The organism is Halostagnicola alkaliphila, from assembly GCF_055379965.1.
On sequence record NZ_AP043826.1, the window covers coordinates 1975208 to 2000374 of the forward strand.

General features: G+C 61.5%; 32 protein-coding genes. All 32 read left to right on the forward strand.

The features are described from left to right. Positions 1 to 10: 10 nt before the first annotated feature. The 32 genes from ACZ5C7_RS15015 (at position 11) to ACZ5C7_RS15170 (ending at position 25162) form a co-directional block, all read left to right on the forward strand. Positions 11 to 226 (forward strand): MarR family transcriptional regulator, encoded by a 216-nt coding sequence (locus ACZ5C7_RS15015; protein ID WP_464377096.1) that lies wholly within the window; start codon positions 11 to 13, stop codon positions 224 to 226. A gap of 156 nt (positions 227 to 382) precedes the next feature. Continuing rightward, positions 383 to 1069 (forward strand): hypothetical protein, encoded by a 687-nt coding sequence (locus ACZ5C7_RS15020; protein WP_464377097.1) that lies wholly within the window; start codon positions 383 to 385, stop codon positions 1067 to 1069. 100 nt (positions 1070 to 1169) lie between these two features. Beyond that, positions 1170 to 1355, forward strand: a complete 186-nt coding sequence (locus ACZ5C7_RS15025) for a hypothetical protein (RefSeq protein WP_464377098.1) — start codon at positions 1170 to 1172, stop codon at positions 1353 to 1355. Between the two features lie 562 nt (positions 1356 to 1917). Next, a complete protein-coding gene (locus ACZ5C7_RS15030) occupies positions 1918 to 2232 on the forward strand; it encodes a hypothetical protein (RefSeq protein ID WP_464377099.1) in 315 nt (104 codons plus the stop codon). Positions 2233 to 2253: 21 nt separating this feature from the next. Further along, positions 2254 to 2781: a terminase small subunit-like protein gene (locus ACZ5C7_RS15035; RefSeq protein WP_464377100.1), complete on the forward strand. Its 528-nt coding sequence runs from the start codon at positions 2254 to 2256 to the stop codon at positions 2779 to 2781. Next, positions 2781 to 4148 carry a PBSX family phage terminase large subunit gene (locus ACZ5C7_RS15040; protein ID WP_464377101.1) on the forward strand — a complete coding sequence of 456 codons (1368 nt, stop codon included), beginning with the start codon at positions 2781 to 2783 and terminating at the stop codon, positions 4146 to 4148. The genes ACZ5C7_RS15035 and ACZ5C7_RS15040 overlap by 1 nt, the downstream gene beginning before the upstream one ends. Before the next feature lie 2 nt (positions 4149 to 4150). After that, positions 4151 to 5686 carry a hypothetical protein gene (locus ACZ5C7_RS15045; protein WP_464377102.1) on the forward strand — a complete coding sequence of 512 codons (1536 nt, stop codon included), beginning with the start codon at positions 4151 to 4153 and terminating at the stop codon, positions 5684 to 5686. Beyond that, positions 5686 to 6525 carry a hypothetical protein gene (locus tag ACZ5C7_RS15050; RefSeq protein ID WP_464377103.1) on the forward strand — a complete coding sequence of 280 codons (840 nt, stop codon included), beginning with the start codon at positions 5686 to 5688 and terminating at the stop codon, positions 6523 to 6525. The genes ACZ5C7_RS15045 and ACZ5C7_RS15050 overlap by 1 nt, the downstream gene beginning before the upstream one ends. Then, positions 6522 to 8168, forward strand: coding sequence for a hypothetical protein (locus ACZ5C7_RS15055; protein ID WP_464377104.1), 1647 nt, complete (start codon positions 6522 to 6524; stop codon positions 8166 to 8168). The genes ACZ5C7_RS15050 and ACZ5C7_RS15055 overlap by 4 nt, the downstream gene beginning before the upstream one ends. Beyond that, complete coding sequence (locus ACZ5C7_RS15060) at positions 8168 to 8626, forward strand: hypothetical protein (RefSeq protein ID WP_464377105.1); 459 nt, start codon at positions 8168 to 8170, stop codon at positions 8624 to 8626. Before ACZ5C7_RS15055 ends, ACZ5C7_RS15060 begins: the two co-directional genes overlap by 1 nt. A 20-nt stretch (positions 8627 to 8646) precedes the next feature. After that, positions 8647 to 9780, forward strand: coding sequence for a hypothetical protein (locus ACZ5C7_RS15065; protein WP_464377106.1), 1134 nt, complete (start codon positions 8647 to 8649; stop codon positions 9778 to 9780). 7 nt (positions 9781 to 9787) lie between these two features. Then, positions 9788 to 10123 (forward strand): hypothetical protein, encoded by a 336-nt coding sequence (locus tag ACZ5C7_RS15070; protein WP_464377107.1) that lies wholly within the window; start codon positions 9788 to 9790, stop codon positions 10121 to 10123. A 6-nt stretch (positions 10124 to 10129) separates the two neighbouring features. After that, positions 10130 to 10558 (forward strand): hypothetical protein, encoded by a 429-nt coding sequence (locus ACZ5C7_RS15075; protein ID WP_464377108.1) that lies wholly within the window; start codon positions 10130 to 10132, stop codon positions 10556 to 10558. Positions 10559 to 10564: 6 nt separating this feature from the next. Beyond that, complete coding sequence (locus tag ACZ5C7_RS15080; RefSeq protein ID WP_464377109.1) at positions 10565 to 10972, forward strand: hypothetical protein; 408 nt, start codon at positions 10565 to 10567, stop codon at positions 10970 to 10972. Then, on the forward strand, positions 10969 to 11346 hold the full coding sequence (locus tag ACZ5C7_RS15085; RefSeq protein WP_464377110.1) for an HK97-gp10 family putative phage morphogenesis protein: 378 nt from the start codon (positions 10969 to 10971) through the stop codon (positions 11344 to 11346). The genes ACZ5C7_RS15080 and ACZ5C7_RS15085 overlap by 4 nt, the downstream gene beginning before the upstream one ends. Before the next feature lie 2 nt (positions 11347 to 11348). Further along, complete coding sequence (locus tag ACZ5C7_RS15090) at positions 11349 to 11582, forward strand: hypothetical protein (protein WP_464377111.1); 234 nt, start codon at positions 11349 to 11351, stop codon at positions 11580 to 11582. Next, positions 11579 to 12064: a hypothetical protein gene (locus ACZ5C7_RS15095; RefSeq protein WP_464377112.1), complete on the forward strand. Its 486-nt coding sequence runs from the start codon at positions 11579 to 11581 to the stop codon at positions 12062 to 12064. The genes ACZ5C7_RS15090 and ACZ5C7_RS15095 overlap by 4 nt, the downstream gene beginning before the upstream one ends. Positions 12065 to 12068: 4 nt before the next feature. Then, the gene (locus ACZ5C7_RS15100; protein WP_464377113.1) at positions 12069 to 12371 is read left to right on the forward strand and encodes a hypothetical protein; all 303 of its coding nucleotides are present in this window, start codon (positions 12069 to 12071) and stop codon (positions 12369 to 12371) included. A 41-nt stretch (positions 12372 to 12412) separates the two neighbouring features. Next, a complete protein-coding gene (locus ACZ5C7_RS15105; protein ID WP_464377114.1) occupies positions 12413 to 12922 on the forward strand; it encodes a hypothetical protein in 510 nt (169 codons plus the stop codon). A 2-nt stretch (positions 12923 to 12924) separates the two neighbouring features. Next, positions 12925 to 13575 carry a hypothetical protein gene (locus ACZ5C7_RS15110; RefSeq protein WP_464377115.1) on the forward strand — a complete coding sequence of 217 codons (651 nt, stop codon included), beginning with the start codon at positions 12925 to 12927 and terminating at the stop codon, positions 13573 to 13575. Positions 13576 to 13640: 65 nt separating this feature from the next. Further along, entirely contained in the window at positions 13641 to 13802 is a 162-nt protein-coding gene (locus ACZ5C7_RS15115) for a hypothetical protein (RefSeq protein ID WP_464377116.1), read from the forward strand. A 25-nt stretch (positions 13803 to 13827) separates the two neighbouring features. Further along, the gene (locus ACZ5C7_RS15120; RefSeq protein ID WP_464377117.1) at positions 13828 to 14052 is read left to right on the forward strand and encodes a hypothetical protein; all 225 of its coding nucleotides are present in this window, start codon (positions 13828 to 13830) and stop codon (positions 14050 to 14052) included. Continuing rightward, on the forward strand, positions 14049 to 14372 hold the full coding sequence (locus tag ACZ5C7_RS15125; protein WP_464377118.1) for a hypothetical protein: 324 nt from the start codon (positions 14049 to 14051) through the stop codon (positions 14370 to 14372). Before ACZ5C7_RS15120 ends, ACZ5C7_RS15125 begins: the two co-directional genes overlap by 4 nt. A 141-nt stretch (positions 14373 to 14513) precedes the next feature. Continuing rightward, positions 14514 to 17609: a phage tail tape measure protein gene (locus ACZ5C7_RS15130; protein WP_464377119.1), complete on the forward strand. Its 3096-nt coding sequence runs from the start codon at positions 14514 to 14516 to the stop codon at positions 17607 to 17609. Positions 17610 to 17624: 15 nt separating this feature from the next. Next, positions 17625 to 18119 carry a hypothetical protein gene (locus tag ACZ5C7_RS15135; protein ID WP_464377120.1) on the forward strand — a complete coding sequence of 165 codons (495 nt, stop codon included), beginning with the start codon at positions 17625 to 17627 and terminating at the stop codon, positions 18117 to 18119. 6 nt (positions 18120 to 18125) lie between these two features. After that, positions 18126 to 19004: a hypothetical protein gene (locus ACZ5C7_RS15140; protein WP_283837631.1), complete on the forward strand. Its 879-nt coding sequence runs from the start codon at positions 18126 to 18128 to the stop codon at positions 19002 to 19004. Beyond that, positions 19001 to 20128, forward strand: coding sequence for a hypothetical protein (locus ACZ5C7_RS15145; RefSeq protein WP_464377121.1), 1128 nt, complete (start codon positions 19001 to 19003; stop codon positions 20126 to 20128). The genes ACZ5C7_RS15140 and ACZ5C7_RS15145 overlap by 4 nt, the downstream gene beginning before the upstream one ends. Further along, positions 20128 to 20874: a hypothetical protein gene (locus tag ACZ5C7_RS15150; protein ID WP_464377122.1), complete on the forward strand. Its 747-nt coding sequence runs from the start codon at positions 20128 to 20130 to the stop codon at positions 20872 to 20874. The genes ACZ5C7_RS15145 and ACZ5C7_RS15150 overlap by 1 nt, the downstream gene beginning before the upstream one ends. A 15-nt stretch (positions 20875 to 20889) precedes the next feature. Further along, positions 20890 to 22347, forward strand: coding sequence for a hypothetical protein (locus ACZ5C7_RS15155; RefSeq protein WP_464377123.1), 1458 nt, complete (start codon positions 20890 to 20892; stop codon positions 22345 to 22347). A 143-nt stretch (positions 22348 to 22490) separates the two neighbouring features. Continuing rightward, positions 22491 to 23765 (forward strand): hypothetical protein, encoded by a 1275-nt coding sequence (locus tag ACZ5C7_RS15160; protein WP_464377124.1) that lies wholly within the window; start codon positions 22491 to 22493, stop codon positions 23763 to 23765. Between the two features lie 48 nt (positions 23766 to 23813). Next, complete coding sequence (locus ACZ5C7_RS15165) at positions 23814 to 24104, forward strand: hypothetical protein (protein WP_464377125.1); 291 nt, start codon at positions 23814 to 23816, stop codon at positions 24102 to 24104. Next, positions 24101 to 25162, forward strand: a complete 1062-nt coding sequence (locus ACZ5C7_RS15170) for a polysaccharide lyase (protein ID WP_464377126.1) — start codon at positions 24101 to 24103, stop codon at positions 25160 to 25162. Before ACZ5C7_RS15165 ends, ACZ5C7_RS15170 begins: the two co-directional genes overlap by 4 nt. Positions 25163 to 25167: the final 5 nt, after the last annotated feature.

Consider the following 25167-nt stretch of genomic DNA (forward strand, 5'->3'; position numbering starts at 1 on the left):
ACACGACGCAATGCTAGACGACCTGCCGCCGAGTGCCAAGTACGTCTTTAGAGTGCTGTCTGATGATGGTCCGATGACGGTTGCAGCACTTGTCCAGAAGACACAACTTCAACGCCGAACAATTCAAAACGCAACGGATCGGCTCGAAAATAGAGGTGTCGTTGAGTGCCGGGTTGGCCGTACTGACGCTAGAGAACGTGTTTACGGCTTGTCTGATGACGTATAAGACATAGTTTCTGATATCTGTTCCATTATTACTTATCGGTCTCCAACGGGATGAGTAACGAACCGCTGCAAGGGACTTGATCCGGTGGCCGAACTACCGGAGTAAAGTGTTCTACCTGGGGTCGTTGGAAGCGGCCTGGGTTTCATAGCTACGACCATGTCTGTTCAATTGCAACACCAGTCTGAGAGCTACGAGTGTGGCCACTGCCACGAGGAGTTCACGCCACCGGCAACTGCTGGCTCCTTTTGCTCGAAAGAATGTCACGACGCCCACCGGGCAGAAAAGCAAGCGGCCGAAGTTTTCGAACTCCTCGAGCACGACCACCGATTCTGCTCGACCTGTGGGCGGCAACTCAAGACCGTCGAAGAGCCTCCAGAACACAACGATGTCGGGAAAACGATCCCCGACTGCGTCATCGGCTGGGAGTATCGGACCAACCACGCTGAGCTGGGCGAGCGATCGCCCCGCGTTCAGGACGACCCGGCAGATCCCGATATCCCAGCCCAGGGCAAGGCTCCAGTCTACGCCTACGATCGTGACGACGAAACGCAGAATACTGGCACGTATCTCAACTACCGCAATCCACTCCCAACGAGTCCGTCGACGAACGATCCCGTCCGGACCGGTACAGTGTGCTCGTGTGGCAACACCGACCATAAGCACGAGGACGAAACCCTCCGGAAGCGCCTGCCGTTCACAACCGCCCACTATCTGGCGGTCGCGACGGAAACACTGCGATCGGAGGACAAACACGAAGTTCGAATCGACTACGAAAGATTGTTCGAGAGCGTCTTTGAGCGCGACTCGATCCGCGAGGCCTTCGCGAAGGCGGTGATCCTCTGATGTCTGATCTCGATCCCAATAATCTGGCAACCCGCCGTCTCCGTGGATATGAGTTCGAGCACGTCGTGCCGTGGGCAGAACTATTCGGCCTGGAGGAATCATGAGAGTCCAAAAAACAGGACCCGCTATCGGCGATTCGGTCGAAGCGCAGTTCCTCGGCCAGCCCACAACTGGCGAGGTCGCGGACATCCGCTTCGAGCCGTCGATTTCAACTCGAGATACCGAGTACGTCCTCAAGACAGACTCGGGGAAGATCGTCGTTCCTGAGGGCGACCTGATCGAGTAACCGATGACGTCGGCGTCGATCCGTCTCGACTCGCGCTCGAGACACGCCGACCGAGGCAGGCCCGTGTGGAGCCGGTTAATCCATGCATCAATAGCCTACTCGTGTGCGACCAAGGACTGGTACGTGGCACAAACAGTTCACTCCGAACTTCTCTGCACCCAGCGACATTCAACGACCGCTGATGCTCTCGGTATCGTCATCCACTCCATAGCGCCAGGTCACACGAGCCCGCGGTGAGGGATCTACCGTCAACCAACTCGGGGACAACTCGAACGTCGGCGGTTCGACGATCGACCGCTCGCGAAAGCCAGCGATCCCGACGTCGACCCACGGCCGCGAACCAACAAACGAGCCAGTCCGACCTGTATTCCCCTACCCGTTTTCAGTACACAACAGAGTCGGTAGCTCAGTCGGGCCAGAGCGCTGGGTTCCAGACTCGAGCTCCTGACACATACCTATGAGCACACACGATGAACGTTGTACCGACCCGACGGTTTTCAACGACTGGTCTCGCCCAGCTGAACGAGTCTGGGCCGAAATATCCTGTCTCGCGAGGACGATAATGCCCTCAAAGGCAACAGGAACCCGCGGGGCCGTCACAATCTTTTTGTTCCTCGTCTGGGCGATCATGATTCTCGGCGTCGAGGTCGACCACGCGATCGTCACGCTACAGTACGGCGCCGGCCAGTACATCCAACATCTGCTGACGGCCCTCGTGTTTCTGGTCATCGGCCGGATGTGGGGAATCGAGGTCGAGACGCTCATCTCGGGACTCGTTCGAGGCGACGGCTCGGGCAACGATCGCGATGCCGACCGCGGTTATCACTCTCGCGAAGAGCTCGAGGACGAGACCGAGGACTACCCGGACGACGACTGACGGATTTTCATACGCGAAACCATGACTGACGACGGAATTTGCGGATCAACCGATACCTCTAGCGGCGAGCCCTGCCAGAGACCGGCCGGGTGGGGAACGGATCACGATAGCGGTCACTGCAGAACACATAGAGACGACGACGCTGAACAGCAGTCTCGGGGCCCAGGCCGTCCGACAAAACTCACTCGACAGCGCCAGGAGAACATCGCGCAGATGCTCGAGAACGGCCAGTCCGTGCAAGCAGCCTGCCGTTGTAACGACATCCACGTCTCTACGTTCTACGAGTGGCTCGATCGTGGCGACGATCAAGAGGAGGGCATTTTTCGAGAATTTTCCGAGAGGGTCGCACGCGCACGTGGCGCCGGCGAAGCGAAGCTTGTCGACGAGCTCATCGAGACCTGTCGCGAGAAAGGCGACACGAGGACGATGCTCTCGATCATCCGCTCGCGCTATCCCGAATCGTGGGGAGACGCCGAGGAGACCGACGACGGCGGTTCGGTCAACATCCACCTGTCGCCACAGAAGCAGTCTACTCCCGAAGATAACTGATGAGCACGACGTCCTCGAGCTACCGCGACGCGTTCCCGGATCCGACACACTCTCGGTTTGATCGGGGCTCGTCGACGACGGTCAACCTCGCGCCCTATCAGCACGAGGAGACCGAGCTCTCGCCGCAGGCACAGTTCCTAGCCGGGCCCGCCGGCGAGGCCGATATCGTCTCCGACGCACGGAACCACGCGTTCGTCTCCGGTATCGGCGCCGGAAAGACGGCGTCGCTCGTCCTGCGAGCCTGGGTCAACGCCGAGCACTGGAACCCCGGCGAGCTCGGGATGCTGATCGCGCCGACGGTCCCATCGATCAAGAACGTCATCCTGCCGGAGATGCGTTCGATGGGGCTACTCGACGTCTGCGAGTATAACGGAAAAGGCTCGGAGCGACCGGGGATCATCACGCCATCGGGCTCGCGGATCATCCTCGAGTCGGCAGATAACTCCCGGAAGATCGACCGGCTCCGAGGCCCGTCGATCGCCTGGGCCGGCATGGACGAGCCCTCGAGCATCGCCGAGCGTGCCTATGACATCGTCACGGGCCGTCTCCGAACAGGCCAGTACCGGAACCTGTTCGTCACGGGGACGCCGAAGGGGTTCAACTGGGTCCACGATCGCTTCTACGATGATCCGGATCCAACAGTTCACTACGACGGCGTCTACGAGTGGCTCGAGGCCAACGGCACGAACGGCGTCTTCGGCGTTCCGTCGTGGCTCAACCCACACAACCCGGACGACTACATCGAGCGCCTCGAGGAGGAATTCGACGGCTCGTTCTTCGCTCAGGAGGTCGAAGGCGCGTTCACGAAGTTCGACGGGCTCGTCTACCCGTGGTTCTCTCGAGATGAGCACGTCCTCAAGGACCTCCCCGACGAGGGCGAGTACGACGAGGCGATCTACGGTGTCGACTGGGGGTTCAACAACCCTGGCGTGATCCTCGCCCTAGTTCGCCAGGGCGATCGCTGGGTCGTCGTCGAGGAGTTCTACGAGCGCCGCTGCACCGACGAGGACATGGCAAAGCAGGCGCTCGACATAATCGATCGCTGGGGACCCGGCAAGGTGTACTGCGATCCCGCGGAGCCCGCCTCGATCGAGACGTTCCAGCGCAAGGGCGTCTCAGCGGCGACGTCGGCTCAGAACGACGTGACCCCGGGAATCAAGCGCGTCTCGGGCCTACGTGACGAGCTTCGGGTTCACGACACCTGCCAAAGTCTTCGAAACGAGTTCTCGCAGTACCAGTACAAGGACGGCGGCGAGTCCGATGACCCGATCAAGGAAAACGACCACGCGATGGACGCGCTTCGCTACGCGCTGTTCTCGCACACAACGCCGGACGACGAAGACAGCGGCTTCATTATCAGCAGATAACCATGGCACTACGAGACCTACTTTCACGCTCCGATGGCGGCACCGATGACGACGAAATCCAGGAGCAACACGCCGAAGACCTCGAGCCCCGCGGCGAGTCGCGACAAGACGCCGGAAGCTACGTCGTCTCGCGAACCCGTCGCGACGAGGCCGATCCACGTCCTCGATACTCTCGACCGTCGGTGTCGACCGACGTCGAGAAAGCTCCAGATGTCATCGAGGAGTACCACCGAGAGTTCTACGTCGAGTTCGCACTCGGACAGGCCGCCCTCTCCATGTTCGACCTCTCGGTTTCCGAACCGGGCTGGTCGATCACCGCCGAGATCGGCGGCGAGAAAGACGAGGACATGACCGACGCGCTCGAGATGTGGGGAAAGAACTGCGCAATCCACGCTGGCGAGTCTGGTCAGGACATCATGCAACTCGTCTCGAAGTGCCCCTCTCACCGTCGGTCCAAGGGGACGCTGTTCGTCGAGAAAGTCCGCTCGAGAGAAAGCGAGCTCGGTGGCGTGATGATGCTCGACCCGTCGACGATGAGCATCTACAAGCGCGAGGACCAGAACCTCGTCGTCCAACCGAACGACGACGTCGAAGGCGATCACCCGACGACGCCGGACGGAAAGTCGGCGGCGTACGTCCAGTACGACGGGCACGCGACCAAAGACGAGATCGCGTTCGCCGAGGACGAGATCATCAAGCTCGCCTACAACGTCCCCGAAGGCCGCGCCTGGGGGCAGATGATCTGGCGGGCGATCCGCGATAACATCCGCCGCCTCCGGAAGATCAAACGCGACCGTGGTGCGTCGATCCGGCTCACCGGCTGGCCGCATCTGATCTACGGCCTCGAGGGTGCGACCCAAGACCAGGCACAAGACCTCGCCGATGCGCACGATGATGGCAACCTCCAGGCCAAAGAGGGTCCGAAGGACCAGGACGACGAGTCCTCGAGCTCTCGCGTCGGCCGAACCGACTACGTCAACCATCAGGTCAACGTCGAGGAAGTCTCGCCGGACATCCCCGACGTCGGCGATGCGATCATGGACGAGATCGAGGAGATCTTCTCGGTCATGCCGGTCTCGAAGCCGATGGTCGCCTACGCTCAGGACATCAACCAGTGGGTGATTGAGCCCCTCGAGCGCCGCGACGATCTCAATATCGACGATGAACGGCGCTACCTCGAGAGCAAGTGGGAGCCGCTATTCGAAGAGAAAGCCGACGAACTCGCCGGCGGCAGCTACGAAGGCGACGTTCGCTGGCGGATCGAGCAACCCAAGGAGGACAACCCGCTCCTGCGTGGTGACTTCGATCCGGAACGACTGCTCAACCTTGTGCGGGCGCACAACGAGTGGCCTTCGTCGTTCTCGAAAGAGCTCTTCTACCACTACGTTGGCATGAATCGCGAGGAGTGGGAGGATGAGATCGACGACGCGGCCGTCGAGCGCGCCCAGGAGATCGTCGCCCAAGCACAGGCCGAGAACGATGAATCGGACGAGGAGGCCGGTGACGAGGACGAGCTCGAAGAGGATGACGACGAGTAATGCCGTCCGAAGATCCCACGCAGTCGAAGAGCCGACGTCGACGTTGGACGGGCCGATTCAACTCTCGCTACGAGTCGATCATCGGCAACCTCAACGACGAGCTCCGCGGTGGGTCGGAGTTCCGCCCCCAGAACGACGTCGAGGAGTCGCTCCAGACGGCCGACTTCCGCGAGTGGTTCGAACAGCAACTCGAGGACGAGGTCGTCGAACCGCTCCCACAGCGCGCGGTTCGAAACGGCGCCCACTACACCGCCGACTACGTCGAGGAGTTCTACCGAACCGGCCTCCGGCTTGCCGACGAGGACATCCGCCAAGCCGGCGCGGACATTCCGGACGTCCCCCCGGAGGACGTCGCTTCGAGCGACCTCCATCAGGAGAGGCTCCGGTCCGAGTACGTCGAGGTCTATCAGGAGCTCGAGGACGTCGCTCGCGAGACGGAGCGCCAGGCAACTCGAGAGTACCGGGACGCTGTCGGCGCCGGCGCAACGCTGGCGGCCACGCTCTCGACACTGAAAGACCGCGTTAGAAAGGTCGGCGAGAGCCGGACGAAAAACCTGACCCACTCCTACGGCACGCGGATCGTCAACGACGCAGTTGTCGAACGCGCTCACGAACTCGGCATCGAAGAGATCGGTGTCGACGTCGAGACAGACATCACGATCGACGGCGAACCGCTCCAGGAGTGGGCAGCGGTTCTCGACGAGGCGACCTGCGATCAGTGCCGGGCGCTGCATGGCAACGCCTACAAAGTGAGTGACGTCCGGAACGGGGACGCCCCGAAACCGGTCGATGACACTCACAACTACTGCAGGTGCCGTTTCATCATCGTACAAATATGACACCACACGAAAACGAACTTCGAGAACAGTTAGCGGCGGCTGAAAGCGGCGGTGCGGCCGTCGCCGAACCATCGGACTCTGGAACGACCGTCCGGATCAACCCGATTCCAGAGGGTGAACGGACGGTCGGACACCGACCCGGATCCGAGGACGACGAGGTCGCGATCTGGGATCCCGAGCCGATGAAAGAGGCCGTTGAAAGCGGTACTCTAGATGGCTCGACGATCGTCAAAGGCCGCGCCGGGAAGAACCCACACTACGGCTTCGACGAGCAGGTTGGTGCTGACGACGTCCTCGGGAAAGTCGAGGAGTGGGAGTACGAGGACGGCGTTGGGCCCGTCGGCAAGGCACAACTCGCCGACGAGGGAATCGCCGATCGCATCGAGCTCGATCTTCTGGATGTCTCCGGCGACTGGCTTCGACGTCTCGGAGAGTTTGACGCCGATCGCGGCGGCAAGCCCGTCGAGGAGGTCCTCGGACTCCCTCGAGTGACCGTCGTCGAGCGTGGCGCATCGAACGCCTCGATCGACCTCGAGCCGGAGACGGCCGAGGCGCTGGGCTACAATCCCGACGCGCCGGACGTCCAGGAACAGCACGCCGACGCTGTCGCACCGGCGCCGCCGGACGGCTGGGTCGACTTCTACGATCAGCTGGTCGCCGGCGACGCCGTCTCGGTCTCGGGTGCGTACTACTCCGAGGCCGATTACTACGTCTCGATCCACCCCGAGGGCGACGTCCTCGAGGAGCCCGCCCCATCACTCGACGAGACGATCGCCGAGCTCGGCCCCTTCCCGGCCGAGCGGAGTGAGGGTTCGATCACGCTCCCACTCGAGGAGCCGCTCAACCAGTCCCAGACGCTCCATGCACTCCTCCGGGAAGCCGACGACGGCGCCGGCGACCCGATCGAGATCGACGGTCGGCACGTGATGAGCGGCGCGGTCGTCCGGGTCGCGGATCCGGAGGGCGACGCCGAGTACCTCGCAGAAACGGCTGAATCGAACGAAACGATGGGGGCGGAATCCCCTGCGGACGACGATGATCCAACACACATGGGATCCAAAAACGACGACGAACTCAAGGAACAGCTAGCCGAGGTCCGGAGCGAGCGCAACGAGCTCGAGTCAGACAAGAAGGACCTCGAGGAACAGCTCGCCGCGGCCGAAAGCGAAGTACAGGAAAAGGAGGACACGATCGACGACCTCCGGGACGACACACGGCACATGCGCCAGCGGTATGCCCTCCGGGCGACCGGTGGCAACGATCCCGCCGCGGAGACGCTCGTCGAGTCGGACAAAGATCTCGACGCGCTTGCCGAGATGGCGGCCGAGTCTGACGACGACCTCGAGCTCGATCGGGACTCCGACGAGTCCTACACCGAGCAGATCGAGGAGCAGCTCGCGGCGCCGCTCGACCCCCGCGGTAAGGGCGAGGAGGAAGACGGCCCCGTCGACGACTACAATCCCGAAGAGGTCGAGCAGCTCGCCGGGAGCGTCCTGTCGGCTCGAGACATCCAGCGCATCAACGGAGAGGACATCTCCCGCCGGGAGTACCTCAAGCGCGAGCACGACGTCGACCCCGCACAGTACGGCAGCGAGTCCTCGCTCCGCACGGCAATCGACTCGGCTAACGGAGGTGGGAACTGATGGTGTCTGGTGACTTCACGCTCTTCGAACCCGGCGAGCAGCCGCTTACGGTCACGCTGGTCGCTGACTCCGAGGGTAACGTCCCCGATCTCAACGACTTCGTCGAGATCGTCGGCGAGAACTCCCAGCACGCAGAGGTTTCGGTCGTCGAGAACGCCGGCGCAGGCGTCGGGACGATCACTCGACTCCCTCGAGACTACGACGAGGACGCCACCTACGAGGCCGGCGAGACGATCGGCGAGGCGTCGGTCATCCCACGCTCGCCTGTCGATTGGACCAACCCCTCCGATGGCGAGGACCTCTCGCCGGGCGACGATGTCGTCTCCGACGCCGGCGGCGGTGTCCGGGCCTTCGACGACGAGGCCGACACCGCGGACATGATCGTCGGTCCGGTCTGGACGACGATTTCCAAGGGGAACTACACCACGGGCAAGGTCGCGGTTCTGCGCCAGAACTAACAACGAGATACTGATCACACATGTCGCGAGTTACCTTTCAGAACGTCGATGGTCTGACCCCCGAAGTGCTGCGGAACACGATGGTCGAGACCATCAACCAGATGGATCGAATCAACGTCGGCGACGGCGAGGGCTACGCAAGCGCCCTCACCGTGTTCCCGATGGTGAACATGAACGCCCCCGAAGAGGGGTACTACACATTCGGCGGCGTCTCCGGTGGGATGCCGGCGGCCGCCCCCGACGCCGAGTCGCCGATGGGCGCACTCGAGCTGCCGGGCAAGAACACCTACGAGACCCACTCCTACAAGCGGAAGATCAACCCGAAAAAGGAGGTTGAGGTCGAGCTCGATTCGGCCAACGCGCCGTTCTCGCTGTTCAACTACGGCGCCAGCTACCTCAACGCGGAGACGTTCGTTCGCCGCGAGATCGTCACCTGGCGCGGCGACGAGAACATCGAAGGCCTGATCGGCCCTAACGGGGACGATCCGCACTCGGAGATTGTGGACGCGGACAACGCATACACGAACTACGACACGTGGGATGACTACGAGGCCTCGGATCCCTACCGGAACGTCCTCGACGTCGCTCACAACATCAAGACGCAGGGCCGGTTCATGGGCAACGAGAACCGCCCGCCGATGTTCGTCGGTCCGAACACTATCCGGGACATGCGACTCAACGAGTCGCTACGTAACCGGCTCGGGGCCACTCGAGATGCGACGCTCAACACCGCGGACGTCGCCGGGCTCATGGCCGACGATATCTCCGGGATTCGTGAGGTCGCGGTCCAGGTCCCGCGGACTAACAACAACGGCGAGCTGATCGACGAGGACGACAACGTCGTCGAAAAGGCCAGTGATGCGGCGATGGACAACATCCTTGAGCCGTACGATCCGGACACGGGCGAGAAGAACCGAAACGTCATCATCGGAACGCCCGGTGTCGAGTCGGCATTCATGCCGTGGTTCCTCGAGAAGCTCACCAAGATGGCCGATGGGGCACCGATCACCTCCTCGATCAGCATCGACGAGGAACGCGGATTCCTCACGCAGATGTGGAACAACGACGACCCGATCGCGACCTTCATGGCCTCGAAACAGGACCTCGGCTTCCACTTGCGCCGCCCCGAGAACTGGGCGGTAATGCAGGTGTAACGAGCAGATGGTCGAACTCTATTGGCCCCGGTCGACAACCTTTCTCGGGCCTAACGAGCACTACTCTGGCCCAGGTGTCCACGACGTTCCCGACGACCTCGAGGAAGGGTTCCGGGCCCGCGGCTGGGAAGACCCGCCTGACGAAGCCGACGACTCTGAGGACGAGGATGAGATCGACGAGCGCGCGCTTGACCTCGCTGACAGCGGCTATCAGGATGCCGTCGACGCCGTCGAAGCCGGCGAGGCCGACGAGTATCTCGATGATCTCGAGAACGTCGACGACCGCTCGACCATCCAGGACGCGATCGTCGAACGCGCTCACGAGCTCGGCATCGAGGAGTAACCCACGATGAGCGAGGATCACTACGCCGACATCCAGGACATCCGCGACGAGCTCCACGCCGAAGGCTGGGATCCGACCGGGCTCACCGACGAGTACCTCGAGCGCCGGATCGGCCGACGGGCCCATCCGATCGTCGAGAACGAACTCGCCGACGACAACCCGGAGTGGAAGCTCCCGATCCTCGAGGCGCTGCTCGCCGGTCATTACATCCTCGCTTCGGGAAACGACGACGTCCGGCAGATCAACCGCGAGTCCGACGCCGACGGCTCGACCGCGAACTATCAGGGCGACCTCGGCGAGCAGGGTCTCCGCGGAACGACGCTCGGCCAGCAGGCGATCGAGGAGGACGACAGCGGCATCCTCGCCGACCGGGCTGCGACCGTCGACGATCCCGAGGACGAGGACCCGTTCTGGTTCGTCTCGCGGAGCGCCTAGCCACTCATGAACGAGAACGTTACCGTCACCGTCTCGGCGTACGTCGAAACCGGCGAGACCGAGGACGACGGCATGGGCGGGACCCAGCCCGTCGAGGAGTGGGTCGTGATCGCCGAGGAGATCCCTGGCCGGTACACGCCCCACGGCAAAACGACGGTCAACGAGGACGCCGGCGAACGCGTCCGCTCGAGTGCCGTCTGCTCGATCCACCCGCGCTACGTCGGGGAGATCGCCGAGGATGGCACCTACCTGCGTGACGAACGACTACGTCCAGGAATCGACCGTCGCGTCGACATCCTCCGAGGCGATCGCGAACCGCGGCGCCGCGCGATCGAGACCGTCTCTGAAGTGCCGGGCCCGCAGGGCAAGGTTCCGAAGCGAGTCCGCCTCGAACTCGAGGTAGTGACATCATGACGATGGGTTTCAGCTGGGAGAACGGTTACGATCCCAGCTCGTTCGCCGCCGATCTCGGCACCTTCCGCGACAACTTTTTCGACAGCGTTGAGGACGACGTCGAGGCGGCGGTCGACGACGCCGTCGACGAGGCACAGTCTCGAGCTCGCGTGGACACCGGCGAGATGCGCAGTTCTATCCGCGGAGAGGTCGAGAAGATGGCCTCGAAGGTCGTCGCCGAGCTGATCGGCGGCGCCGAGCACACAATCTACAATGAGTTCGGAACGATCTACATGAGCGCCCAGCCGATGATCCGGCCGGCGCTGCGCTCGATCGAAAAGGACCTCGTCGAACGAATCGCCCGGAGCTGGCGCTCTGCCGCCCGGAGCTTATGACCATGAACCCACGCGAACACCTCAGCCGATCGCGACGAGAGTGTCCCGACTGCTCGGGGCTGTCACACTGCCAGACCCATCGGAAGGCTCGGCGTGTCCTCTCTCGGTCGGGTGCTGACGCCTACCGCAAGTTCGCCGCCGAGAACGAACGAACCGAACGCGAGGAGATCGCCGAGAGTCTCATCGGAGACGCGACGTTCGGTGCCGAGTCCATGCTTCCGGAGGGATCGAAGTGACCCGGCGCGGCTCCGACAACACGAAAGAGCTGACGGCCGATGTCACCACCGACCTTCGGACCGACGATCGACTCCTCGAGACGCTCGGCGACGGCAACGAGCCCGGCGATCCAACCGAGCGGATCCGAACACCGCTGACGGCACCAAGTCCCGACAACATCCCGCCGGCGTTGCTGGTCGTCGACGTCCAAGCCGTCGGCTCCATGTCAATGGGACGGCCGACGTCGGTCGACTACGAGATCGAGGCCGGACTCACCGTCACCGCGGGCTGGATAGAGGGCGACCGACCAGGCCCGAGCGCCGAGCTCGCCTTTTCGGACATCCTCGACGCCATCTCCGAGCGAGCCGCGGTGTCGTTCGGTGTCGATCACCTCGCACAAGTCGACAGCGGCAGTGGCGGGTCGGGCGTCCTGGACTCTCCGATGGAAGCTGGCGAACGCGCGGCCGCTCGAGTATTCGCGTTTACGCAGTCACGAAACTAACCCCATGACAGTCTACAGAAACGAGAAAGGCACGCTCACGTGGGCCGGATCGAACGGCGCTTATCGACGCGGCGACGTCGTCGTCGAGCCGCCCGAACACATCCTTGAGAAGTTCGGCGACGAGTTCGAGCGTCTCGACGATCCCGAGACAGGTACCATCGACCGCGACCTCCTCGAGGGGCTCAGGTATCGGACGCTACAGCGGATTGCCGCGAGCGATGCCTACGACGGCGTCAACGGGAACGCTCCGAAGGCGAAGATCCTCGAGACCGTCGGCACCGTCGCAGGCGAATCGGCTGACGAGTAACCAACCGTCCCGCTCCCGGATAGCGAGCGGATCACAACATCATGTACGCAGAACCCAACACCGAGACGAATTATCAGGGCCGATGGGTCGACATAGGATTCGTGTCCGACCTCGGCACCACAGAAGAAACGATCGAATGGCTCGACCACGTCTATGCGGACACCACGATCAGCAAGGATCCCGACGAGGACGAGTTCGTGTACAACGGCCACCGATACACGATCACCGAGGAAGGTCACATCACTCGCGAGGCCGGGCTCGGGATCTATCCCGATGCCGATAACGCCGACCTCGAGACGGCGGGCCTCGTCAGCGAGGAGGGTGCCGAACAGCACAACGTTCGCCATGAGGCCGTCCTGTTCGTGATCTGGCCGAACGCCGAAGAGGACGACGAGACGAACGCGATCCGTCGCCTCGGAGAGAACGTTCGCGTCCAGGCTGGCGACGAGGAGCTCGCCGACGGTCCCTATGAGATGGGATTCACGCTCTCGATTGAGGGCAAGTACTGGTTCGATCCCGAGGGCGCCCTCAACGGAGGCACCACTGAGTAATTATGTCTCAGTCACAACCCAGGCCGCCGGAACCGGAGGATCGCGAGGAGGTCCTTGGCGAACTCGGCGGCGAGAACGTTGAGGAGGTCCTTGAGCGCGGCGAGAAAAAGCACGAACGCGCCGAGGAAGAACGCCAAGAGCAGCTTGAGGAGCAACGCGAGAGCGCCGCCGACGCCCAGGCCGTCGAAGACTGGCTCACGCAGGAGACGACCCACGACGTTGACGAGATCGCGTTCCGTGGCCGCAACTTCGAGTTCTCCCAGCCCGGCGTGATCCACCGACGCGAGACGCTCAAACTCCTCTCGGAGTCCGACCCCGAGGAGTTCGAGGATGTCGACCCCGATGATGACGAGGCTGTCAACGAAAAAATCGAGGAGAATCTCGATCCCGAGTCGATCAAGAGCGTCGTCGGACTGTACGATCATCAACTCGAGACGCTGTGCGAGCTCTGTACCGACCCCGTGATGGGCGACAAGGAGGTCCCTGAAGGTGACGACCTCTCACTCGGTGCTCAGCGCTGGGGTCGGTTCGGCCTCGAAGACGACGTCGACGAAGACGGCAACGTACTCAAAAAGGGGCTGTCGTGGCTCGCTCGCAAGGTCGTCGCCGAACGCCTCGAGGCGACTGACGACAACGAGGGAAACGACAACTAACGGACGACGAACGTGAGGCGATCGACGACTTTCTCAGCCGCGACGATCGCTACGGAGAGGCCTGGATGGAGGTCGTCGTCGAAGGCCTCGGGAAGACGCCGATCGAGTTCGGACGCGATACCGAGCCCAAGGAGAAGTACGCAATCCGCCAGTACGCACGAATGAAAGCCGCCGGTAAGCGCGAGCGCATCAAGCAGACCCAACAGGCCGCCAACCGGAACAGCTAGTAGGCCGACAGACGTTTTTCATACCATGACTGACGAACCGGATGTTATCCGCCCGCTCGGCCCGCTCGCCGAGCTCCGGGAGTACGCCATCGAGCAGCGCGACGCCGCTCGCGAACACGGCAACCGGGCCGGCGCCCTCGCATTCGATGACATCGTCAAGAAGACGAACGAACTCGAACGCGACGCGATCGACGACGGCATCCCGATCCAGATCGAACGCAGTAAACTGAAAACGGAGGGGTCGCAGTGATCGACTCACTTCAGTCAGATACTGCCCGCGTCGTCGACGTTGACGAACTCCCGCCGGCGGCCGACGGACGAGAGTATCGCTTCGAGGTGACGCTCGTCCTGGAGGACAGCGATGAGCCACCGACCGAGTCCGACGTCCGCGAGATTGCCGACGGTGTCCTTGAGGAGATCGAGACAATCCAGGATTCCAACTGGCCAGGTGCTGACGAACTCTACATCCAGGTCTACGGTCCCGACGGCACCGACGGCGGCGCCTGCGGGACGGCCCACTGGGTACACGGTGAGTTTGAGTCCGTAGAATCGCGACCGTACCTTTTCTGACACGCCGAATTGGCAGCGTTCTGAATACCACCGTTTCCGGAAATAGCAATCCCGCTCTGAACACCGCATAGCGCGACGACCGACACCTGAGAGGCCCGTTTTACCAATGATCCAGACCCCTAGTGAGCGAGGTGTGTAGCCGTGGGTGCGCTTTCTGAGCTCCGCGGCTCGATCGAGATCGATCACAGCGCCGCCGAGTCCGCGATCAACGACGTCCAGAGTCAGGCTGAAGATATGGGCTCGTCGTTCGACTCGACGGGCCAGCGAATGCAGTCAGCTGGTAAGACGATGACTGCCGGTGTCACGGCGCCGCTGACCGCGATGGGCGGAATGGCCGCGAAGACGGCCGCTGATTTCGAGGGTTCGATGCAAGAAAGCATCGCCGTCATGGGCGATGTCGACGACTCGATGCGGCAGGACCTCGAGCAGACCGCCCAAGATGTCGCCACGAGTACGACGAAGTCGCACGAGGAGGCGGCCGACTCCTACTACTACCTCGCGTCAGCGGGGATGGACGCCGCCGAGTCGATGGAAGCGATGCCGGAAGTAGCTGCGTTTGCCGAGGCTGGCGCCCTCGGCATGGCCGAGGCGACCGACTACGCTACGGACACTGCCTCGGCGTTCGGGATCGAAGCGGAGAACCTCAACCGTGTCACCGACACGATGGCCGGGACGTTCTCTGCCCATAATCAGACCGCGGAGGACATGGGACAGGCCCTCTCGAAGATCGGCCCGGTCGCGTCCGGGTTGGGCATGGAGATCGAGGAGGCCTCCGCCGCGATCGGGATGCTCGGCGACGTCGGGTACTCGGGCTCGGAAGCGGCTACCGCTCTCCGGACCGGGCTCTCTTCGCTTGCCTCGCCGACGAACAAGCAGGCGGGACTCCTCGAGGATCTCGGCGTCTCGGTCAAGAACTCCGAGGGAGAGATGCGGGACTTCGACGCCATCATGGCCGACCTCGAGGCGTCGGGGGCTGACACTGGCCAGGTCATGGAGCTGTTCGGTGATCAGGCCGGGCCAGCCATGCAGGCGCTCCTCGATCAGGGATCTGACGCCCTCCAGGATCACACCGAACAGATCCGCGACTCCGACGGTGCAACGCAGGACATCGCCGAAACCCAGCGGGACACACTGCATGGCTCCCTCGAGATGCTCAAGTCCTCGGTCGCCGACCTCGGCGTCCAGTTCGGCTCACAGCTCACCCCCCACATCCGTACAGCGGCAGAGGCTGTCACTGGGGCCGCCGACCGGTTCGGCACACTTGACGAGCGAACACAGCGGATCGTCGTCGCGCTCGGTGGTGTCGCTGCTGCAATCGGGCCGCTACTAGTCGCGTTCGGCGCGCTCATCGGCCCACTCTCGACGGCCGTCACGACACTCGGTGGCCTAGTCGGTGCGATCGGACCCGTCGTCGGCAGTCTCGGTGCGCTCGTCGCCGCCCTCAATCCGGTCACGCTCGCGATCGGTGCCGTCGTCGCGGCCATCGCTGCCCTCGCGTTGGCGTTCTCCGGAGAGTTCGATCAGGTTACCTCGACCGCTGCGTCGGCGGCTGCGTCTGTGACCGAGACGATCAGTGGAATACCCGCCTGGATCACCTCTACCGGGATCCCGATGTTCCGGGGCGCGGCGACGCGACTCGGTTCGGTGTTCGTGACCGGCCTCGGCAATATGCGCGAGCAGCTGCCGCCGATCGTCCGGCAGGGCATCACGTCGGCCGCGATGTGGGCTCGCGAGAGCGGTCCGTCGATGATTCGGTCGGCGATGAGTCTGCTCGTGACGGGCGCCGTGACTGCGCTCACTGCCCTCCGAACCAATCTCCCACCAATCGTTCAACAGGGCATCTTGGCCGCAGTCACGTGGGCGCGTGAAAACGGCCCAGGGCTTCTTCGCTCAGCGTTTGAGACGTACGTCAACGTTGTCACGACTGTGTGGGGTGGGATCTTCGACCGCCTCCCGCCGATCGTTCAAGAGGGAATCTCGAGGGCAGCGACGTGGATCCGGGAGAACGGTCCAGGACTGCTTGGCTCGGCTTTCAAGGCGATCGGGTCAGGTATCCGCACAGTCGTCCTTGGGATCTTCGGCTCCGAAGGATCGCTCCGTGCGATTGTCACGGACGGACTGTCGGCAGTCGCATCCTACCTGCGCGAGGATGCACGCGGAGATCTCGAGACGGCGATCGGCGTAGCATTCGACGGTCTCGTCGAGGCCGGCCGTACGTCCCTCGAGGCGCTGACGCCAACCGACGGCCTGATCGTCGACACTATCACGTCGGTCGCGTCCTACCTGCGAAATGAAGGGCCGGGCATCGTCGCTGGAGCGTTCGGGTTCATCGTCGACGCCGTCCTCGAGGCCGCGCGAGGGTTCTACACCGGCCTAATCGGCAACTCGATCGTACCGGAGACGATGCAAGCGATCGCGGACTATCTCCGCGGCGAAGCGTTAAGCGACATCTCCGGAGCGTTCGGAGAGATCGTCACGCAGACGCTCGACGACGCCCGCCAGTGGGCCGACGACAAAGTCGAGACTGTTCGCGACATGAAAGAGCGAACGACTGAGCAGGTCACGCAGCTCAAAGACGATGCTGTCGCACGCGTCGGCGAGCTCAAGGACGACGCCATCGAGGAAGTAACATCGATGAAGGACGGCGCGGTCGGGCTCGTCGAGACGCTCCGGAATGAGACGGTCGGCGAGATCTCGTCGATGGCGTCAGATGCGGTCCAAGAGGTCCAAGAGATGGCGCCTAACCTTCTTGAGGAGGTCGATATCGCCGCGGACTTCAAGGAAGCCGGTGGGAACTTGATATCATCGCTAGCCGATGGCATCTCTGGGGCAGTCGGTGAGGCGACCGACGCTGTCTCGGGTGCGGTCGACTCGGTCGCCTCGTACTTACCGAGTTCGCCAGCCGATACCGGTCCACTGGCCAACGACGACTGGATCTACGGTCTTCCGGATTCAATGATCGAAGGGATGGAGAGTCGGACGAGCGGCCTCGAGTCGGCGTCCTCGGATGTTGCCCAGGCGGCTCACCCTGAACCCAACAGCGTCGACGCGTCGACCGCGACCCAAACTCCTCAGCCCACCGAGCCGAGACAGTCATCTAGCGACGACGGCGGCGAGCCACGCCCGATCGTGATCGACGCTCCCGACGACGCCTACATGCTTGTCGGCGATCTCCAAGAGATGATCGACGAAATCGTTCGCGACTTCCAACGTCGCGAGTCGAACCGGACCGCATAACTGACGGTACTATTCATGCCAGACCTACCTAGATCAGTCCCGCAGACCGCGTGGTACGTCTACCTCCACGACGGCGAACGGGAATATGTCACGTACGCGAACGGGCTCACTGAGGATATCCCCCCGCGGACCGTCAGCGAAGGTGGCTCGTGGGAGTTTCACTTCACGCGCGACGGTGGCCCCCGGAGCTACGATCCCCTCGAGCACACTGACCGCTATCAGCGCGTCCAGGAGGTCGGCAAGTGGGCTGGCCGGTACATCCTCAAGGAGCCGATCGAAGATGAGCCACGCTACCGAGAGCGCGTTCCACACGGCGGATCCTCGCTACTCGTCGGCGTCCGACCGGCCTACCAGACGCCCGCTGGCGGGATCTGGGGGCTAGTCGACAGCTACGACGAGACGAACTCGCTGCCGGAAACGGGGCTGACCGTCACGCTCGAACTGACGATGCTCGCGTCGATGGACGACTACGCTGATCGCGACGACGTCGTTGCGGAACTCTCGTTTTAGACACATATGCACGAGTACGAAACCGGTCACGCGCATCATGCGCTGACACAGAACCAGAACAGGCGAGCAACCCGGGGCGACGGCGTCCTGCAGGGTTGTGAAGTCACGGCGGGCGATTCGACCGATAGCGTCGAGACCGATATCGCAGCTGGCTATGTCCGAATCGCCGGGGATGTCCTCGAGGTCGCTCCCGACGCCGTCACGCACGCCAACAACTCGACCGACAACCCACGTCGGGACGTTGTTGTCGCGCAGCACGCCAGCGACGGCGAGGCGAACATCACCTACGACCAGGGCGACTACGGCGAGTGGTCGACGATCGACGGCGAGGAGTATCGCTACGCTGAGTCGTGGGAACCACAACCGCCCTCAACCGCAAATAGCGACTCGATCGTTCTTGCAGTCGTCTCGATTGAGTCCGGCGCGACACAGTCCTCGGGCATCCTCGACGTCGAAGACCGCCGCCGCGAGCCTGCTCCCATCCCACGGGATCCGTGGCAACAGCCCAACGTCACAACGCCGACGGTCAACCTCGAGAGCGACGACTTTTATGCGAAGCCACTCCCGGTACCAGGCGATTCGTGGATCCATGTCTGGTCGGTCGCACAGATGCGGTTCGACGATGGCGATCGCGTCTCGTGGGACGACGATCTCGAGCTCTCGATCATGGAACCACGCGACGACGACTCTGACGAGTCGATCCGGTCGACAACCAGTGAGTTCGAGTTTGACGATGGCGGTCTCGTGTGGGGTATCTCCGTTGGCGGCGATCGCGACGAGATCCAGCCCTACTGGATCCGACTCGAGAACACCGGTGACGACATGAGTAATGAAGAGTTCTGGTCGGCCCAGCTCTCCGTAACCGTCGACCGGAGGACGGTGTGACTCTCTCGCCTCCTGGACGGACCGCCGGCGGCCCAGCGCCGATGACCGCCGGCGGGCCACGATCCGGCGTCGCCGGCTCGCCCGATCCCTTCGAGGGCGAGCTCGTCAGCGAACCCGAACCGTTGTACGAATTGCGCCTCGAGCGCAACGACGGCGAGACGCGACCTGTTGCGGGGATCGAGAGCGTCGACATCGTTCGCGAGCACACGGATCTCTCGGACTGGCAAGTGACGGTCCCCGAGGATGACACGCTCCCGGAGTGGCGGTTTGCTGACGCTGAGCTTCGGCATCGGGGTGAGACGCTTTTTACCGGCCAGTTGCAGCGCGTCGATCCGTCGATCCTATCGGCCGAGACCGTGCTCGAGGGGTTCGGTCCCGGCTCCGATCTGCGCCTCGGCCATGTCCGGATCGAGCGCCAAAACGTCAATCTCCATCAAGTGATCGAGGAAGTCTGGCGCGAACACACACCGTTCGACGCGATCGTACTCCGCCCCGAGGAGCCTCAGCAGTTCTCAAGTGTTACGGTCTCGGGCTCGCCGAAAAGCGTCCTGAAGGACCTTCACGAGCGAGCGGGGATGCGGTTCTATCTCCCGATGGGCGACGGCGAGATCGACGCCGTCTCGTTCCGCCCGGGCCGGATCACGCGACCGAGCGGATGGACACGCCTCGATATCGATCCGACGTACGACGTTGGGGACTACCGCAACGCCGTCGTTGTCGAAGGCGCACGCTCAGAGGAGCTCGGCCGACGCTACCGCGGCGAGGCTGTCGACGAGGACGAGATCGATCGTGTCGGTGAGCGTCTCGAGGAGCCGATCGGTCCGCTCCCCGAGCTCGAGAGCGACGAGGACTGTCAGCGAATCGCCGACCGCCGCCTCGAGGAGCGCGTCGCCGAGGATCAGCAGGAGGGTTCGGTCGACATCCTCCCGCGGCTGATGCCTCCTGGAGTGAGAGTTCCGGTGCCATACTACGGCGGTGACGAACGAGACATCGACCAGGTGAGCTACACCGAGAGTCTCGGCGACGCCGAGGCGACGATCACGTTCGACAAGGAGTACAGCGTCGCGGAGAGGGTCGAGGAGGTCGACAGCGAACTCGACAGCACCAAGGAGATGATTAGGTGATGCGAGGCTACCCTGCGAGTAGCGGCGGATTTCAGGCATCGTCTGGCGGTCTCGTCGACGATGTCGACCGTGGTTTCTTTGACAGCTTCGACGAGGACATGATGAGCGCCTACTACGAGCGCTCGACCGGGGGCACGATCGAGCGCATCGATGGCGCTGGCTTTCATACGAACTGGGGGCTCCAGTTCGAGGGTTTCAACCATATCTGGACGCTTCCCGGGAGCGGTTTCTCTCGCTACCCAGATACCGGCGAATGGATCATGTTCTTGTTCACGATCGAGAGCTGGCAGGACATCACCCAAATTTGGCTTCCGGTGTTCGGCGACCCGGGAAACGAGGGCGATCGCCAGCCGTGCTATGAGATACAGTTCATCAACTCGACCGAGACGTTCCGGATCCAGAGTCGGAACAACTCCGACAATCGTGAAGACGTCGCGACCGACGCTGAGTCGGATCAGGAGTACGACTGGCTCGAGACAGGCACGCCCTACGCCACCGGGATCTACCGTGCCGAGAGCGGTCGGATCCTCGGTGGCCTCTGGAACGCGAACGATGACTATCCGACAGAGAGCGAGGCGATCGCGTTCATCGACTCTGGGGATCACCCCTACGACGACGGTAGTGACATCGAAGGGATCGGTCCCGACGACGGTCCCGGCCGTTGGGGCGTCCGGACTGGCGAGGACATGGTCCTTGACGTCCACGAAGTTGAGCACGCCGAACTGGTCGACGAAAACACCGAGTAACAACACGATCCACATATGACACAAAGACGACTGAGAGCCATCTGGGCGGCCGGACAGCACACGAACGTCTCCCGCGAGTTTCAGCTTCTCGAGGAGAGCGACGAGGTTCCCGGGACGTTCGAGCCCGTCGACCTGAGTGACGCCGACACCGTCACAGTCACGCTGGTTCACGACTCGTGGGGACACACGGCCGTTGACGAGCTTGAAGGCGAGGTCACGGACGCCGACGAGGGTAAGGTTGAGTTCACGTTCACGGCCGAGCACCTTGCGGCATATGGCGACCACCGAATCCAGTTCGAAGTCGACTACGGTGACGAGGAGCAGCTCGTCCCGCCGAACACCGGTGACTGGATTATCGCCGTTGGTCGACGCTCGGCAGGTGCGGATCTCCCGCTCGATATCTCCGAGTTGACTGCGGCGGATGCGGTGATCGGCTCGCTCGACGTCGACGAAATCGATGGCGGGATTGTTACGAATGGTCCGCTTAACGGATCACTTCACGGCCCAGGGCTGACGATCGACAACGGAGATCTTGCGGTTACATTAGACATAGACGAGATTGAGGGGCTGTCTAACCCACTCAATGAGCACATCGATGCGAATAACTATGACATCACTAGCATCCGCGAGGTGGATGCACAGAGCGCGTCTGTTAGTTCGGAGCCTGAAAACCCGTCGGATGCGGCCCGATTGTCGGAGATTAATGACGTATCGAACGAGATCGAAGACACTCGTACACAACTAGAAAGTGATATTGACTCGATCGAAGAGCAAACAAGCGGACTCTCATCAGACGGGAGTGACGCAACGTTTGACTCTTTTAAGACCAGAGAGGCATCGATCGGTCAAGACACCACAACGGAAGACTCGCTGACACTCGAGCACCCCGAAACAGGAGCCCAATTCGAATTCGGACCGGACGGTACCTTCTCGATAGATCAACTCTATACCAGTGGTGGTGATTCCGACCTCCACTATGATCGAGTATATCGGGATATATGGGAGGACGAAACCATTGACGCGAATATCTCTGTCAACGCCGATCGAGATCAAATAATCAAAATCGACAGCTTCCGTGCAGATACATCCAGCTCACTTTACCTGCGATTCGACGGCAAGGATAGCGAAAATTACAGTTACACAGCAGAAGACGCAGGAACGGGAGACGGTGTTCATGGGTCCGAAGATACGGAAATACCAATCATAAACAACGTGGATGATAGCTTCCCTGCCGGTGGCTTCGCGGGAAGATATGAGATTGTCAATCCAAGGTCTTCTCGACCAGGAATTATCGGCGACGGTGTTACCCGAAACCTCGAAGCGGGCGAGGAAATCCTCAAACGCGGAACATTCGATAACTCAACATATCCGAGCGAGATCAACATCTACACGAACAATACGGTCGAAGAATGCGAGATAGAAGTTCTCGAGCCTGTCCCAGATGCAAGCCGACCAACAGATCAATGGGGTTAAAGTACACACATGGTTGATTTAATATCATGCATAGGCGGGGGATACTTGCGGCAGGCGTGGCAAGCGTTTTTGCAGGTTGTACGGCTCAATCCGATGAATCAGACGAGCCGACAGAAATCGACGAATACGTTCCGGGGGATGGAATGAGTCGAATCTGGAATAACCCGTATTCGAACGTCGATTGGCATAATGATGGATTCTACAAAGCCGATCATCACGTTCACTGGCGGGGATTCGGAGACGAGCCCGCCCACACGCTCGACGTCTTAGCCGATGGTGTTGAAAACGAGGGTCACTCACTCCCTCAAGATGAGTGGTATGAAGTCTTAGGAGCGGGCTCGCAAGCCGAGAGTGAAGATTGCTACTGGGGCCCGAACGGTGCTGATTCCGGCTATCACGATATGTCCGATACGAATTCGGACTACTCAGATCGTGACGCCGAAAATCTCGGACTCGACGGAATCATTGAATATCCCTCGCAAGAGATCGACGACGTTGAACACATTTGCCACTTGTTCGCTACCTCGAGTCCGCAGGACTTCGATTATTACCCCGGATCGGGTGGATCAAACGGAAACATCGAGGACTTCGCTGAAGCTTTACCCCAAGTTATCGAGGACGAAGACCACACGGTTGTCGACGGACGCGGACAGGTTGTTATCCCCCATCCGACTCGACACATGGATTCAGCAGACGAGTGGGATCGATATCTCGAGTTCTTCGAGAATTACAGCTTAGCCGGTGGCTTGCTCGGTCTCGAAATCTTCACAAAGTCTCTCGGTTCTCAAGGGAACCACTACGGAGACGGCCTAAATCTCGATGACGTATTCGAAATTTGGGATAGTCTCATGTTACAGACCATGCCGGAACGGCCTATCTGGGGTTTCGCGGCCAACGATTGTAATTTCGGCGACTGGGGACACGGGGCCGGCCCCGATCAACGTTGGTGGACGGTCGCACTCTCGGACGACGAGTTCGACCCGACCGACCAACACGCTTCGAGACTCGCGCTGAAAGACGCACTCAAAGAGGGTCGGTTTTGGATCAACCAGCGGCAGACGTACGACCACGGCGACCCGAACGACGCACCACAGCCACCGATCCTCAACGAGATCGATGTCGACCACGATACCGAAACGATAACGCTCGATATAACGTGGCCGGAGCAATCAGGGCAAATCGATTGGTACTCGAACAATGCGATCGTTGAGACCGGCGAGACAATCGAGATTGAAGACGCGTACACGCCGTTTGTCCGAGCTCACGCCTACTATGAGGATAACGGCGACATGGAAGGCGAGATAGCCACGCAACCGTTCACAGTCGTCGAAGACGATTACGAGCCCCCGGACACATTCAACTTCTCGAGCATGTCGACGTGGGATGCAACCAGCGAATCCGAATGGTCGCTTACGTAGACAGTAACCAGCCGAACCGGCGGTAATCCGGCGCGACACTTTTCACAAATGATCGAAGGAATCACAGAAATCGATAGCATCGGCCTTGTACTACTCGCGGCCCTCGGCGGCGCTGGTTACGCTCTTATCACGGGGTTACAGAACAAAGTCAAACGGAAAGACGAGACGGTGAAAATCAGGTGGAAAAGCGTTGGACGTGTAGCTCTTGAGGGAGGGATAGCCGGTGCAATCATGGTTTTCTCCGGCGACGCTCTCGGAATCGAAGCCCTCGAAGCCGCGGCTCCAATGGCTTCCGTTTGGGCTGATAAAATCGTCAAAATCATGGGTGATCTCCGATGAATGAGAATTTCCTAACCGAAGCGCTCGAAGAACTCAAGCAGATCGCCCGAAACACGGCCAAACTCCGAGACGATAGTGACCGTTTCGATTACGACGTTGACGACGTTCCCGACACACACGACTTCACGATCCTTATCCGCAACGAGTGGGGAGACCGCATCGATGACTTCGTGGTCGACGCCCGAGCGCATATCGACCACCCCAGTGACGACATCCAGCTAGCGTTTGGGCGCGGCGGCTGGCCCGAATCGGGCAAATACGAAAACGTCGTTTATGAGAGTCGCTATACGTTGACTGTCTCTGCTGACGGCTACCGTACTCACAGCCAAGAGATCACCATCGACGACGACAAACAGGTCATCATCAACCTCGAGACCACTGACAGAGACCCCGACTACGCCGAGGGCGAGACTGAACGGATCGAGATCGGCGAGGGCGAGTTGAACCAAATGCGGCCGGGCAAGGACCTCAACGACATCCTCGGCGGGCGGACTGACGAGGCGCATATGCGCTATCAGGTCCATTTCCCCGAGGACTTCGAGTATCATCCCGCCGGGAACCCTGGCGGATGCAAGCTTCCCGGATTCCTGAACACGACGACAGGTTCGGCAACCGGTGGCCGTGCATCGGATGGCGTGTCCTGGTCGACCCGACCTGCGACGATCCGACCCAACCACCCCAAATCTCGAGACTATGCTGGCGACGCTGAAATGAAGGGACTAAGCCAGGTCTACCACCTCGGAGCGACCGATCTTCCTCACGGCGAAGACATGATGTGGCAAGTCGGCTGGGACCGCGGCGACGTCGTCACGCTCGATCAATACGTTCGGCTCAACGACCCTGATCAATCGAACGGCATCCTACGGGTATGGGTCGACGGTGAGCTGGCGCTCGACCGCACGAACATCAAGTTCCGAGATACGGTCGAATCGGACATCGAGCGTATTTGGTGGGGCACCTACTTCGGCGGCACGTGGGGATCGCCTCGCGACCAATACCTCGAGCTCCGGAACCTTGAGGTGTGGGAGGGGGCGTCACCGAAGATATCGGAGCCGTGATCGAT

Coding starts and splice junctions, on each gene's coding strand:
- ACZ5C7_RS15065 (WP_464377106.1), top strand. CDS start 8,647: ATGTCGCGAGTTACCTTTCAGAACGTCGATGGTCTGACCCCCGAAGTG.
- ACZ5C7_RS15160 (WP_464377124.1), top strand. CDS start 22,491: ATGAGTCGAATCTGGAATAACCCGTATTCGAACGTCGATTGGCATAAT.
- ACZ5C7_RS15165 (WP_464377125.1), top strand. CDS start 23,814: ATGATCGAAGGAATCACAGAAATCGATAGCATCGGCCTTGTACTACTC.
- ACZ5C7_RS15060 (WP_464377105.1), top strand. CDS start 8,168: ATGGTGTCTGGTGACTTCACGCTCTTCGAACCCGGCGAGCAGCCGCTT.
- ACZ5C7_RS15035 (WP_464377100.1), top strand. CDS start 2,254: ATGACTGACGACGGAATTTGCGGATCAACCGATACCTCTAGCGGCGAG.
- ACZ5C7_RS15055 (WP_464377104.1), top strand. CDS start 6,522: ATGACACCACACGAAAACGAACTTCGAGAACAGTTAGCGGCGGCTGAA.
- ACZ5C7_RS15155 (WP_464377123.1), top strand. CDS start 20,890: ATGACACAAAGACGACTGAGAGCCATCTGGGCGGCCGGACAGCACACG.
- ACZ5C7_RS15040 (WP_464377101.1), top strand. CDS start 2,781: ATGAGCACGACGTCCTCGAGCTACCGCGACGCGTTCCCGGATCCGACA.
- ACZ5C7_RS15170 (WP_464377126.1), top strand. CDS start 24,101: ATGAATGAGAATTTCCTAACCGAAGCGCTCGAAGAACTCAAGCAGATC.
- ACZ5C7_RS15015 (WP_464377096.1), top strand. CDS start 11: ATGCTAGACGACCTGCCGCCGAGTGCCAAGTACGTCTTTAGAGTGCTG.
- ACZ5C7_RS15030 (WP_464377099.1), top strand. CDS start 1,918: ATGCCCTCAAAGGCAACAGGAACCCGCGGGGCCGTCACAATCTTTTTG.
- ACZ5C7_RS15075 (WP_464377108.1), top strand. CDS start 10,130: ATGAGCGAGGATCACTACGCCGACATCCAGGACATCCGCGACGAGCTC.
- ACZ5C7_RS15050 (WP_464377103.1), top strand. CDS start 5,686: ATGCCGTCCGAAGATCCCACGCAGTCGAAGAGCCGACGTCGACGTTGG.
- ACZ5C7_RS15100 (WP_464377113.1), top strand. CDS start 12,069: ATGACAGTCTACAGAAACGAGAAAGGCACGCTCACGTGGGCCGGATCG.
- ACZ5C7_RS15085 (WP_464377110.1), top strand. CDS start 10,969: ATGACGATGGGTTTCAGCTGGGAGAACGGTTACGATCCCAGCTCGTTC.
- ACZ5C7_RS15020 (WP_464377097.1), top strand. CDS start 383: ATGTCTGTTCAATTGCAACACCAGTCTGAGAGCTACGAGTGTGGCCAC.
- ACZ5C7_RS15105 (WP_464377114.1), top strand. CDS start 12,413: ATGTACGCAGAACCCAACACCGAGACGAATTATCAGGGCCGATGGGTC.
- ACZ5C7_RS15140 (WP_283837631.1), top strand. CDS start 18,126: ATGCACGAGTACGAAACCGGTCACGCGCATCATGCGCTGACACAGAAC.
- ACZ5C7_RS15110 (WP_464377115.1), top strand. CDS start 12,925: ATGTCTCAGTCACAACCCAGGCCGCCGGAACCGGAGGATCGCGAGGAG.
- ACZ5C7_RS15070 (WP_464377107.1), top strand. CDS start 9,788: ATGGTCGAACTCTATTGGCCCCGGTCGACAACCTTTCTCGGGCCTAAC.
- ACZ5C7_RS15090 (WP_464377111.1), top strand. CDS start 11,349: ATGAACCCACGCGAACACCTCAGCCGATCGCGACGAGAGTGTCCCGAC.
- ACZ5C7_RS15120 (WP_464377117.1), top strand. CDS start 13,828: ATGACTGACGAACCGGATGTTATCCGCCCGCTCGGCCCGCTCGCCGAG.
- ACZ5C7_RS15115 (WP_464377116.1), top strand. CDS start 13,641: ATGGAGGTCGTCGTCGAAGGCCTCGGGAAGACGCCGATCGAGTTCGGA.
- ACZ5C7_RS15135 (WP_464377120.1), top strand. CDS start 17,625: ATGCCAGACCTACCTAGATCAGTCCCGCAGACCGCGTGGTACGTCTAC.
- ACZ5C7_RS15150 (WP_464377122.1), top strand. CDS start 20,128: ATGCGAGGCTACCCTGCGAGTAGCGGCGGATTTCAGGCATCGTCTGGC.
- ACZ5C7_RS15080 (WP_464377109.1), top strand. CDS start 10,565: ATGAACGAGAACGTTACCGTCACCGTCTCGGCGTACGTCGAAACCGGC.
- ACZ5C7_RS15025 (WP_464377098.1), top strand. CDS start 1,170: ATGAGAGTCCAAAAAACAGGACCCGCTATCGGCGATTCGGTCGAAGCG.
- ACZ5C7_RS15045 (WP_464377102.1), top strand. CDS start 4,151: ATGGCACTACGAGACCTACTTTCACGCTCCGATGGCGGCACCGATGAC.